Raw genomic sequence first — 12,428 nt, 5'->3', positions numbered from 1 at the left:
ACCATTGTGTGCTTCCCGTGAAGGAGCGATGTGCGCTTCCTGTGGTGAAGCAGATCTGGGCGTGCAACTCCGGCATTCCGCTTTCGAAGTGCTAAGTTTCTTTTTTCTTTTTTGGTGATTTTGCTCGATACATTTGCAGAGGTTTATTGCCATGAAGATGTCTGTGCCAATTTTGTGGGCAGCCGTGATCCTTACAGCAACGGCTGCCTTGGCGCAGAATGGGCTTCCGGCCTGGGCGTTCTTGTGGGATCCGACCGTGAAGGTGCCCCCGGCTGACGACAAGCCCAATCAACTCGCCGGCAGTAATGCCGCGTTCAGCTGGAAGCAGGCGCGCGACCTTTTCTTTGCGCCTGATTGGCATCCTGATGACCATCCGGCCATGCCGGAGATCGTTGCCAACGGACGAAAGCCGGATGTCCGCGCTTGCGGATCGTGCCATCGCGTCGAGGGCACCGGCGGTCCTGAAAATGCGAGTCTGGCGGGCTTGCCGGAGAGCTATCTCGTTCAGCAACTCGCTGATTTCAAAAGCGGCGCGCGAAAGATGTCGGGGCCGGAGAGGCCTGCCACACAATTGATGATGGCGTCAGTCAAAGCCATGACCGACGCCGAGGTGCGTGCTGCGGCAGCGTATTTCTCTGCGCAGAAGCCCCAGCAGATTATCAAGGTCGTCGAAAGCGAAAGCATTCCAAAGACAGGGCCATCCCGCTTGTTCTATGTCAAAAGCCCCGAGGGCGGCTCCGAAATCCTCGGCCCGCGCATCGTCGAGATGCCGGACGATGTGGATCAATTCGAGCTCCGAGACTCCCGGGCGACCTTCACAGCCTATGTGCCGGTTGGAAGCCTGACGAGGGGAGAAACGCTCGCCAAGACGGGCGGATCGGGAATAACCGTTGCCTGCGGTAGCTGCCACGGTCCGGAGTTGAAGGGCGTCGGTGATATTCCGCCGATTGCCGGGCGCTCGCCGACCTACATCGTGCGCCAGCTCCATGAATTCCAAAGCGGGGGGCGCGTGGCAAACGCAAGCTCCCTGATGAAACAGACTGTCGAAAAGCTGTCGCAGAACGATATGATCGCGCTGGCTGCCTACGTGGCATCGCTCTCGCCATGATCCAAGCAGCTGTTGCGGGAATGACGTCGTTTCTTGGCCCTTCTCGTCGGTTGGCGTAGGGCACGGCAGGTCCCGAGTCTGGGGAGAGCAGAAGTCATCGCTCCGGTGCAGACTGCCGCCTTTGCCCCGATCCGGTCGTCAGTTCGCTTGGAGCAACGTAGAGCACTGGCTGTTCTCAGCCGGGGTGTATGAGATTGGATTGGTAATGAAACGACGAGAATTCCTGACTCTGGTTGGTGTGGCGTCTGCGTTGCCTCTGGCAGCGCGAGCACAGCAAGCGAAGCGAAGACCTCGAATTGGCCTTCTCCTCCCGCCACCGCGGAATTTGGAAGTAGACGCATTCCTCAAGGGGCTCGGCGATCTCGGCTGGGTTGACGGCGTGAACGTTCATGTCGAATATCGCGACGCCGGTGGCGACGACGCAAGGCTGCCGGCGCTTGCGCACGAACTCGTCGCTCTTGATATTGACGTTCTCGTCACAGCCACATTTCCCGGGATTCTTGCCGCTCACAACGCAACGGCAAAAATCCCGACGGTGATGATCGTGGGCCCCGATCTGGTGACCATAGGCCTTGCAGCCAGCATGGCTCATCCTGGCGGCAACATCACGGGACAGACCTTTTTCCTGACAGAACTGGCTGCAAAGCGCTTGGAGATTCTCGCAGGCCTGGCTCTCTCGACGAGACGCGTAGGGGTGCTCATGCAGCGAGGAAATCCACTGAACAACGCTACAATGAGCACCATGAGGAACGCAGCGCAGGCGTTGAAGATGGAGCTGCTACCTATCGAGGTCGACGTCCCCGGCGATCTCGAAAGCGCGCTGTCACTCGTCGGCTCTAACCCTATGGACGGCCTCGTGATCACGGACGCAAACGCGTTCGTCACCAACACGTCCGTGGTCGCCGCGATCGTGGACAAGTGCCGCGTGCCATCGGTCGCCGCACCCATTGTCGCCTCCCGGGGGGCCGCCCTGATGGGTTACGGGGTGGACTTCACCGCAATGTTCCGCCACGCGGCTGTTTTCGTCGACAAGATCTTGAAGGGTGCCAGCCCCGCCGAGATTCCCATCGAGCAGCCGACGCAGTTCAAGACGGTTATCAACCACAAGACCGCAAAGGCGCTCGGCGTGGAGATACCTCCGTCGTTGCTGGTGCGCGCGGATGACGTGATCGAATAACAGCGCCAACCTCTGCAGTAGCCTCGTTCTCCGCGATCGCGGAGAACTTGCCGCTGGGATGAGGTCGCCCTGCGGGGCCTTGCGTGTTTTTTATGGAGGCTTCGGGGTGGCGGCAGCTATATGCCCGATTTCGTAAGTCGAGCCAGCGTAGCGAGTTGCCGCATCCATTGCATTCTAGGCCGGGCTGGATAGCCACCCCAGGTCGTTCCCCGGGGAACGTTGGTCATAACTCCCGAGCCCCCCGCCACCCTTGCACCCTTGCCTATCGTGACGTGAGGAGCAATCGCAACTCTGCCACCAAGGACGACAAAATCTTCAATCGTAACGCTGCCACTAAGACCCGATTGTGCGACGATGATACAATTGCGGCCAATGACTACGTTGTGACCGATCTGACAGAGATTGTCGATCTTTGTAGCTTCTCCGATGATCGTGTCTCTTATACCGCCCCGATCGATCGTCGTGCCGGCTCCGATCTCTACGTCGTCATGGATAATGACTCGCCCGGTCTGCGGGACTTTTTGCCATCGGACACCGGCGACATAGCCAAAACCGTCCTGCCCAATATGGGAACCCGGATGGATTACGACGCGCTCGCCCATGAGCGTATGTGTAATCGAACAGCCCGCGCCAATCGTGCAGTTGCGGCCTATCAGAACATCCGGGCCGATCACGGCCGTGGCGGAGATGATGCTTCCCGCTCCAATCTCAGCTCGGGGTCCGATCACGGCTCCCGGATCAACCGTGATTCCGTCAGCAAGGCGCGCAGTTGGATGGATCGTCGAGCCGGAAGCTATATCGCTGGCTTCGTAAACGGAGGTGGGCCGAAGAGATCGGGGGTAAAGTTCGCTATGGACGTCGACAAATGCTTGGTAGGGCTGCTTCGCAAGCAGCGAGATGAGAGTACTTGGGGCGCAGTTTTCGAAGCGATGAAGCATCAGGCAGGCCCCCGCGCGCGTTGTAGTCAGCGCGTCGGCGTACTTGCCGCTTTCGATAAAAACGAGGTCATTCGGCCCGGCGAGTTCAAGTGGCGCAACGTTTGTAATCAGATGTGAAAGTCGTGTCGCGTCGTGACATTCGGCGCCGGTTAGCGAGATAATTCTGGCTACCGTCAAGCCTGCGGGGCTATCGAAGAACTTGCCGTCTCGCATATCCCCACCCCCATTGCGGAACGATTGCGAATAGGGTGAGGCGATATCGCTGCAACCTGAATCGCCGTTCTTGTTGGTCTTGCGTCCAACCTTGAAAAGCTCCGTAAGGGCAATTCAAAGGTTACGTACCAAGTCTGCTTCATCCTTTCTCCAATTGAAGCTCGATCGCTCGATTTCGGTACGATTACGATGACCAGCGATTCTTTTGAGAGGAGAACGAACCAACCTGTCGTCGGTTGATTTAGATCAATGGTCAAGGACCATCCGTTGCGGGGCCTCGAAAGAACCCGACAATGCTGCATGTGGGCCAACTCGATGGCGATAAGGCGCCATCGCTGTCCATAAAGGACCAAGATTCATCAGGACGGCATTGATCGCGGGCCCGCTAGCGATGGCTTACGTTGTTTTCGGCTAGGCTAACGACGCTAAACGGCAACTATCCCGTCTGGAAGGACCTCGCGCCGCACGATTGCAAGGCTGCCATCGGGCAGGCGGTCAAATCCTTTTGGAGGTATGGAGATGATTGCGGGCGGTTCGTCACCGCTCTGCTGGTGTCCTTCGCCAGTTCGTCAGGGCGAACTGGCACTTTCCGCTCCTCCTGAAGACAGTCCGGAAAGGACCCGCCTCCGGGACTGATGGACGCCAGGGATGATAGCCTCAGAACTGATACCTCCTGAGCCCCCCGTCCACCGGGATCACGGTGCCCGTGATGTAGCGCGCCACGGGTGACGCCAGAAACACCGCCAACGCCGCAAGGTCTTCCGGCTCGCCCCAATATCCGACAGGAATCTCTTCTTCCGCGAAGCGCTCGCGATAATCAGGCGCGTAGTTGCGGCGGATCTGTTCGCTCATGATGCGGCCGGGCGGGATGCAATTGATGGTGATGCCGTGCTCGCCGATCTCGCGCGACAGGCCCTTGGCCCAGGCGTGCACGGCGGCTTTGGCGGCGAACGCGGCGTTGAGGCCTTCCGGCTCGGACTTGCCGGTGATGTTGACGATGCGGCCCCATTTGCGTTCGATCATCTGCGGCAGCAGCGCATGCGCGATGCGGCGGTAGCTGGTGAAATTCAGCGCGATCGCCTCGTCCCATTGGCTGTCGGGCGCATCGACGGGGAGGGGGCGGCTGCCGCCGGCGTTGTTGATGAGGATGTCGACATGGCCGAGTTCTCTGAGCGCGAAGGCCGAAATGTTCTCCGCCGCGTCCTTGGCCATCACGTCCTGCTCGAACGGCGTGATCAGGCCGGAGCCGACTTCCGTCACCAGCCCGGCGAGCAGGTCGGTGCGCCGTGCCACGCCGACGACGCGCACGCCTTCGGCAGCCAAGCCCTTCGCGATGGCACGGCCGATGCCGACGCTCGCTCCGGTGACGACGGCGGTTTTCGATTTGAGCCCGAGATCCATGGTGACACGCCCTCTTGTTTGTTTTTTGCTGTTCGTTTCCTGCCCCGTCCCGCCGGCTTGCGAATTGCCTGAACGGGACGAGCAGTGGTAACCAAGAGCCGCGTTGAAGGAAACACGAAAAAGAAAAGGCGCCGAGCGATGGTGTGGGATCCGCAGCAATATCTAAAGTTCTCCGGCCACCGGCTTCGGCCCGCCGTCGACCTCTTGATGCGGATTCCGGATTCTGGTCCGCGTGCGGTTGCCGATCTCGGCGCCGGCGCCGGCAACGTCACCAGGCTGATCAAGGAGCGTTGGCCGGACGCGACGGTGGCCGGTGTCGAGGGCTCAGCCGAGATGGTTGCCGCCGGCCGCAAGGCGGCGCCGGACGTGGAATGGTCCCACGAGGACCTCGGCCGTTGGCGCCCGACGAAGCAATATGACGTCGTCTATTCCAATGCCGCGCTGCACTGGCTGCCCAATCATGCGGCACTGTTTCCATCGATCATGGAGAAGGTGACGCCCGGCGGGATCCTCGCGGTGCAGATGCCGCGCAACTTTCTTGCGCCCTCGCATGTGCTGATCGGCGAGACCGCGCTGAACGGTCCCTGGCGGTCCAAGGTCGAGCATCTCGTCACGCCGCCGCCGGTCGAAACGCCGGCCTATTATCACGGTCTTCTTGCTCCGATGTCGGCCAATATCGACATCTGGGAGACCGAATATCTGCAGGTGCTGGAAGGCGAGAACCCCGTGAAGGAGTGGACCAAGGGGACCTGGCTGACGCGCTATCTCGACATCTTGCAGGGCGACGAGAAGGCGGCATTCGAAGCCGCCTATGGGATGCGGGTCGCGAAAGCCTATCCGAAGAACGCCGCGGGACAGACGCTGTTTCCGTTCCGGCGTCTGTTCATGGTCGCCCAGCGCAACGGCTGATCGCACTGCCGCAATGCGACATAAGCGCTCGCTTCCGGGAACGGCAGCGGGAGCCGGGTTGCGCAAGATAGCCTGGCTGCGGCAAATTGGGCTTAGGTCTAGTTGTTCGGGTGGCGGATTGCTGTCACTACTGAAATCGGAAAACAAAAAAGACCCGGTTTTAGAGGTTGTTGGGAGGTTCGTTCATGCGCAAGCTGCTTCTTGCGGTCGCCGCCGCGGCCATTCTCGTGGTGCCTGTCTTGTCTCCTGTCTTGGCCCAGGCCCAGAGCCCGATCATCATCAAATTCAGCCACGTCGTCGCCAACGACACTCCCAAGGGCAAGGGCGCCCTGAAGTTCAAGGAGCTCGCGGAGAAGTACACCGACGGCAAGGTCAAGGTTGAAATCTACCCGAACTCCACGCTGTACAAGGACAAGGAGGAGATCGAGGCGCTGCAGCTCGGCTCGGTGCAGATGCTCGCCCCCTCCACCGCGAAGTTCGCACCGCTCGGTATCAAGGAATTCGAGGCGCTCGACCTGCCCTGGCTGTTCAAGGACGACCAGACCTATTCGAACGCGATGAAGGGCACGATCGGCAAGTGGCTGTTCGAGAGGCTCGAGACCAAGGGCATCACCGGGCTCGCTTATTGGGACAACGGCTTCCACATGCTCTCCGCCAACCGTCCCCTGATGAAGCCCGCCGATTTCCAGGGTCTCAAATTCCGCATCTCCGGATCGAAGGTCGCCGACCAATATCTCCGGATCATGGGCTCGATCCCCCAGATCATGGCGTTTTCCGAAGTCTACCAGGCTTTGCAGACGGGCGTGGTCGACGGCTGCGAGAACACCGCGTCCAACTACCTGACGCAGAAGTTCTACGAGGTGCAGAAGGACATCACGGTGTCCTATCACGCGCACCTGCAATATGCTGTCATCGTCAATTCGAAATTCTGGTCCGGCCTGCCGCCGGATATCCGCGCCCAGCTCGAGAAGGCGATGAACGAGGCGACCGACTACACCAACAAGATCGCGCACCAGGAGAACGAAGACGCGCTGGCCGAGATCAAGAAGACAGGCAAGACCACGCTGCATTATCTGACGGATGCCGATCGCAAGGCGTGGCAGGAAGCGATGCAGCCGACCTACAAATGGGCAAAGGGGCGGGTTGGGCAGGAGGTGCTTGATCTCGTCGCCAAGGAACTCGACGTCAAGATGAACTGACGCCGGCGCGCTTTGAGAACAACCATGAACGGTCGGGAGTGATCGCACTCCCGGCCGTTGCTCTTGAATGATGAGCCAAGCTGAGGGGACCAAGTTGCTGCGTGCATTGAATCGTGTGCTCAATCATCTCGAGGAATGGCTGATCGCGACGATGATCGCGGCCGCGACATCGCTCATCTTCGTTGCCGTGCTGCACCGGTACGGCGCCGGGCTGTCGATCGACATCGCCAAATGGGCGGAGGCCCGTAATCTGGCCTTCCTGGCCGTCCCCATGCGAGCCGCGTTCGTCTGGCTCGCCGCTCTCGACCTGTCCTGGGCGCAGGAACTCTGCATCTACATGTTCATCTGGATGGCGAAGTTCGGTGCGGCCTACGGGGTGCGCACTGGCATTCATGTCGGCGTCGACGTCCTGGTCAACATCCTTCCCGGCGGATCGCGCCGCCGCGTCATCACGTTCGGCCTGATGTGCGGCGCTCTTTTCACTGCGATCGTGTGCTATTTCGGGGCCGCGTTCGTCGGCCAGATGTGGCAGACCGGCCAGCAATCCAACGATCTGGAAGCACCGATGTGGCTGGTGTATCTCACCATCCCGCTCGGCTCCGGGCTGATGTGCTTCCGCTTTCTGCAAGTCGCCTGGTCGTTCTATCACACCGGCGAGCTGCCGCATCACGACGTGGCCGGCGTCGAGGGCGTGGAAGTAGACCCGGTCCATCCGGCCCCGGTCACGCGTAGTCAGGTCATCCGCGACGAGCGCAGCCCGCTCGGCTGGGTCCTGATGTTGTTGCCGGTCCTGATCGTGGCCGTGTGCTTCGCCCATTCAGCGCACGTGATCACGCTGCCGCAGGGCATGCGTGTCGCCGTCGTTTTCGGCCTTCTGCTGTCGTTGATGCTCACGGGCATGCCAATCTCGATCGCGCTCGGCCTGACCGTGCTCAGCTTCATGTTCACGCTGACCGACGTGCGAACGGAATCGGTGGCGCTGAAGCTGTTCACCGGCATCGAGAGCTTCGAGATCATGGCGATCCCGTTCTTCATCCTTGCCGGCAACTTCCTGACCCATGGCGGGGTGGCGCGCCGGATGATCGCGTTCGCGACTTCGCTGGTCGGGCATTGGTACGGCGGCCTCGCGCTCTCGGGCGTCGTCGCCTGCGCGCTGTTCGCCGCGATTTCCGGCTCGTCGCCGGCCACCGTGGTGGCGATCGGATCGGTGATCCTGCCCGCAATGGTCGCGCAGGGATTTCCGAAGAGGTTCGGGGCGGGCGTGATCACGACCTCGGGCTCGCTGGGAATTCTCATTCCACCCTCGATTCCGATGGTGCTTTTTGCCGTCTCCACCAACACCTCCGTCGGCAAGCTGTTCATCGCCGGCATCGTGCCGGGAATGGTGCTCGCCATGCTGCTCGGCGCCACGACGTTCTATCGGGCCTGGCGTAACGACTATCCGAGGATGCCGAAAGCAACCTTCTACGAACGCTTCGATGCGTTCCGCAAGTCGATCTGGGGTATCCTGCTGATCGTGATCGTGATCGGCGGCATCTACAGCGGCCTGTTCACACCGACCGAAGCTGCCGCCGTCAGCGCGGTGTACGCCTTCATCGTCGCAGTGTTCATCTACAAGGATCTGAAGCTGCGAGACGTGCCGCGCGTGCTGCTGTCGTCGGCAAATCTTTCGGCGATGCTGCTCTACATCATCACCAACGCAGTCTTGTTCTCGTTCCTGATGACCTACGAGAACGTGCCGCAAGCGCTGGCGCAATGGATGATCGACCAGGGCCTCGGCTGGATCGGCTTCCTCCTCCTCGTCAATCTCCTGCTGCTGGTGGCGGGCAACGTGATGGAGCCGTCCTCGATCATCCTGATCATGGCGCCGATCCTGTTTCCGGTTGCGATCAAGCTCGGCATCGATCCGATCCATTTCGGCATCCTGATGACGGTCAACATGGAGGTCGGGCTGTGCCATCCGCCGGTCGGCCTCAATCTCTACGTCGCCTCAGGCATCGCCAAGATGGGCATCACCGAGCTCACGGTCGCGGTGTGGCCATGGCTGCTGACGATGCTGGGATTCCTCGTGGTCGTGACATATTGGCCGGGCCTGTCGCTGTGGTTGCCGAGGCTGCTGGGGATGTAACCGAGCGCCGGGCGACGCATGGCTAACGCGAGGTAAATCCGCTCGCTCAAATGCCACCACTGTGCGGTGCACGCATTTTTACGGATGTGCGGTAGAACCGTTCCAGCGGATGGGGCTGGCATGTTGTTCAACAGAATGGAATCCGGACGGGCGTCGATTTCCGACGCCGTCTACATGGAAGTGATCACGGGGCTGCACGGCACGACGGTGCCCACTATTCTCGCCGCCGTCTGCCAGGTGATGGTCGGCGCGATCACAACCTACGAGACCGGTGACGCGGTAACGGCAGCCCTTACGGTCGCCGGTGTCGTGGTGGCCATCATCCGTCTGTTTGAAATCGCTGCGTTCCGCCGTCGCCTCACGCAGCCGCCGCAGCTCGATCGGGCCGAGGCCGCGCGCTGGGAACGGCGGTACATTGCCGGCACCGTCATGACGGCCTTGGTGCTCGGCGTGTTTGCGGCGCGCAGCATCGTGCTGGGCGATGCGCTCTGCTGCGTGATGGCGGTCGGCATTGGTTTCGGCTTCGGTGCCGGCGTGGTGGCGCGGCTGGCGCTACGTCCAGTCGCAGCGCTGCTCGATCTCGTCGCGATCGCCGCGCCTGCTGCGATCGTGACGTTGATGCAGCCCGATTTGCGGCATGTCGGGCTCGGGCTCCTCATCCTGATGTATGTGGCCGCGAGCTTCGAGATGGTGCGGCTGAGCTTCAATGCCTCGATCAGCCAGATCACGCTCAAACGACAGTTCGAGCAGCTCGCGCGCTCGGACTCGATGACCGGCGTCTCTAACCGCTCGGTGCTGGCGGAGGATCTGCCGCGGATGCTGGCGAACGGAAATTCCGGCATGATCGCGGTCCACGCGCTCGATCTCGACCGCTTCAAGGAGGCCAATGACCGCTTCGGCCATCCCGTCGGCGACGCGCTGCTCAAGCAGGTGGCCGGACGGCTCAAGGCGCTTGCCGCAGCTGATGATCTCGTGGTCCGGATGGGCGGCGACGAGTTCATCCTGGTGCAGCGCGCGGCGGCCGATGCGGAAGCGATGGCACGGCGGATCGTGCAATCGATCAGCGCGCCCTATGATGTCGACGGGCAGGTGATCGGGCTCGGCGTCAGTGTCGGTGTTGCCGTCGCGCCGCAGGATGGGCGCACGGTGGAGGGGCTGTTATCGCGCTCCGACCGGGCGATGTACCGCGCCAAGCAGGACGGGGGCGGCTACGTGCTGGCGCGGGAGCTGCGGATGGCGGAGATGCGCGCCTCCGGCAAGCCGGTGACTGGAGGTTTGGCTGCGTAAGGACCTGTTGGAACCGCAATCGAGATGCGGTTAGATGCCTCCCAAGAGCGACGAGCCGGGGAGGGCCTTATGAGCAGCATTGAAGCCAGCGACGCGCCGAAGGGCGCAACGCCGTCCGTCATCGCGCAGCAAACGGCGATGCTGAATGCGCTGCCGTTTTCCGACACGCGGGATTTCGACGACGCCGCGCGCGGCTTCCTCGGCACGATCGAGAACGCGGAGATCACCAATCCACAAGGGCGGACGGTCTGGAGCCTCGAGCCTTACGGCTTTCTCGCCGCCGAGCAGGCGCCGGCCACGGTCAATCCGAGCCTGTGGCGGCAGTCCCGGCTCAACATGCAGCACGGCCTGTTCGAGGTCGTGCCCGGAATCTACCAGGTGCGCGGGCTCGACATCGCCAACATGACGCTGATCGAAGGCGACAGCGGCGTCATCGTCGTCGACACCCTGACCTCGATCGAGGGCGCGCGCGCCGCGCTCGATCTCTACTACGAGCATCGCGGCCAGCGACCGGTCGCGGCCGTGATCTTCACCCATACCCACACCGACCATTGGGGCGGCGCGCGCGGCGTGCTGGAGGAGGATGCGCTCGCGAGCGGCCGCGTGCCGATCATCGCGCCGAACTTGTTCATGGAGCATGCCGTCTCCGAGAACATCATCGCGGGACCTGCGATGCTGCGCCGGGCGCAGTACCAGTTCGGGCCGCTCCTCGCCAAGGGCGCGCGCGGGCAGGTCGATTGCGGCCTCGGCAAGTCGATGGCGGCAGGTTCGGTGGCGCTGCTGCGGCCGACCGATTTGATCATGGCGACCGGCGACAGGCGCGTGATCGACGGCGTCGCGTTCGAATTTCAGATGGCGCCGAACAGCGAAGCGCCGGCGGAGATGCATTTCTTCGTCCCGCGCTACAAGCTGTTGAACCTCGCCGAAAACTGCACCCACAATTTCCACAATCTGCTGCCGTTCCGCGGCGCCGACGTGCGCGACGCGCTGGCCTGGTCGAAATATCTGGGCGAGGCCCTGCAACTCTGGGACGGCAAGGCGGAGGCGATGTGCGGCCAGCATCACTGGCCGGTGTGGGGACGCGAACGCATCGGCACGATGATCCGGCAGCAGCGCGACCTCTATAAGTTCGCGCATGACCAGACCATCCGCCTGATGAACCACGGCCTCACCGCAGCCGAGATCGCCGAAACGATCCAGCTGCCCAAGAGCCTGGAGGGCGCCTGGCACGGCCGCGGCTATTACGGCCACATCCGGCATAACGTGAAGGCGATCTATCAAAAATATCTGGGCTGGTACGACGCCAATCCGGTCAATCTCGATCCGCTGCCCCCGGTGGCGTCGGGCAAGAAATATGTCGAGTACATGGGCGGCGCTGGCGCCATCCTCGCGCGGGCGCGTGTCGATTTCGACAAGGGCGAATTCCGCTTCGTGGCGCAGGCGCTTGGCCATCTCGTCTTTGCCGAGCCGGACAATCAGGCGGCGCGTGCGTTGCTGGCGGATACGCTGGAGCAGCTCGGCTACGCCGCAGAAAGCGCGACCTGGCGCAATGCTTATCTGTTCGGCGCGCAGGAATTGCGCCAGGGCATGCCGAAGGTGCCGGCACGCCCGCCGATGCCGCGCGAGACGCTGGCGGCGCTGCGCACCTCACAGCTCTGGGACGTGCTCGGCATCCGCCTCAACGGACCCAAGGCGGAAGGAAAGCACATCGTGCTGAACTGGGATTTTTCTGACACCGGTGAGAGCTTCGTGCTCAATCTGGAGAACTGTGCGCTGACCTACACAGAGGGCGTGCAGGCTGACAATGCCGATGCCAGCTTCACGCTCGCGCGGTCGACGCTCGACGAGGTGATCGCCAAACTGACCAGCTTCCCGGAGGCGGTGGCCGCCGGCAAGGTCAAATTCGCCGGCAACCCGATGCGCCTCGCCGAGCTGATGGGCCTGATGGACGAATTCCCGCGCATGTTCGAGATCGTCGAGCCGAAGCGGGCGGTGGTGAGGTAGGGCAGCGCATTCTTCCGTCATTGCGAGCGTAGCGAAGCAATCCAGAGTCTTTCCGGAGAGGCAG

At 61.9% G+C, this 12,428-nt stretch carries 9 protein-coding genes and 1 pseudogene; 8 read left to right on the top strand and 2 right to left on the bottom strand.

Features of this window, described 5'->3' with window-relative positions; genetic code table 11:
- Nucleotides 1–151: 151 nt before the first annotated feature.
- Together AC0L2F_RS04795 and AC0L2F_RS04790 are read left to right on the top strand one after the other, a co-directional pair.
- Nucleotides 152–1,108: a c-type cytochrome gene (locus tag AC0L2F_RS04795; protein WP_063993277.1), complete on the top strand. Its 957-nt coding sequence runs from the start codon at nt 152–154 to the stop codon at nt 1,106–1,108.
- Nucleotides 1,109–1,433: 325 nt separating this feature from the next.
- On the top strand, nt 1,434–2,285 hold the full coding sequence (locus tag AC0L2F_RS04790; protein WP_473247658.1) for an ABC transporter substrate-binding protein: 852 nt from the start codon (nt 1,434–1,436) through the stop codon (nt 2,283–2,285).
- A 116-nt stretch (nt 2,286–2,401) separates the two neighbouring features.
- Here AC0L2F_RS04790 and lpxD read toward each other — a convergent pair whose 3' ends face one another.
- Nucleotides 2,402–3,436 carry a UDP-3-O-(3-hydroxymyristoyl)glucosamine N-acyltransferase gene (lpxD, locus tag AC0L2F_RS04785; RefSeq protein ID WP_473247657.1) on the bottom strand — a complete coding sequence of 345 codons (1,035 nt, stop codon included), beginning with the start codon at nt 3,434–3,436 and terminating at the stop codon, nt 2,402–2,404.
- Between the two features lie 657 nt (nt 3,437–4,093).
- The gene (locus AC0L2F_RS04780; RefSeq protein WP_473247656.1) at nt 4,094–4,837 is read right to left on the bottom strand and encodes an SDR family NAD(P)-dependent oxidoreductase; all 744 of its coding nucleotides are present in this window, start codon (nt 4,835–4,837) and stop codon (nt 4,094–4,096) included.
- Nucleotides 4,838–4,975: 138 nt separating this feature from the next.
- Here AC0L2F_RS04780 and AC0L2F_RS04775 point away from each other — a divergent pair, with 138 nt between their 5' ends.
- The 6 genes and pseudogenes from AC0L2F_RS04775 (at nt 4,976) to AC0L2F_RS04750 (ending at nt 12,364) form a co-directional block, all read left to right on the top strand.
- On the top strand, nt 4,976–5,746 hold the full coding sequence (locus AC0L2F_RS04775) for a methyltransferase domain-containing protein (protein ID WP_473247655.1): 771 nt from the start codon (nt 4,976–4,978) through the stop codon (nt 5,744–5,746).
- A 185-nt stretch (nt 5,747–5,931) separates the two neighbouring features.
- Complete coding sequence (locus tag AC0L2F_RS04770; RefSeq protein WP_473247654.1) at nt 5,932–6,945, top strand: DctP family TRAP transporter solute-binding subunit; 1,014 nt, start codon at nt 5,932–5,934, stop codon at nt 6,943–6,945.
- Between the two features lie 67 nt (nt 6,946–7,012).
- Nucleotides 7,013–7,570 (top strand): annotated as a pseudogene (locus AC0L2F_RS04765) (TRAP transporter small permease); the annotation flags it as partial.
- Nucleotides 7,571–7,792: 222 nt separating this feature from the next.
- A complete protein-coding gene (locus AC0L2F_RS04760) occupies nt 7,793–9,073 on the top strand; it encodes a TRAP transporter large permease (protein ID WP_473247804.1) in 1,281 nt (426 codons plus the stop codon).
- 120 nt (nt 9,074–9,193) lie between these two features.
- Nucleotides 9,194–10,360 (top strand): diguanylate cyclase domain-containing protein, encoded by a 1,167-nt coding sequence (locus AC0L2F_RS04755; protein WP_473247653.1) that lies wholly within the window; start codon nt 9,194–9,196, stop codon nt 10,358–10,360.
- A gap of 69 nt (nt 10,361–10,429) precedes the next feature.
- Nucleotides 10,430–12,364, top strand: a complete 1,935-nt coding sequence (locus AC0L2F_RS04750; RefSeq protein WP_473247652.1) for an alkyl/aryl-sulfatase — start codon at nt 10,430–10,432, stop codon at nt 12,362–12,364.
- Nucleotides 12,365–12,428: the final 64 nt, after the last annotated feature.

The organism is Bradyrhizobium sp. Ken64, assembly GCF_055807555.1.
Note: the sequence above shows the minus strand (reverse complement) of the source record. Positions and strands in the feature narration are given on the sequence as shown.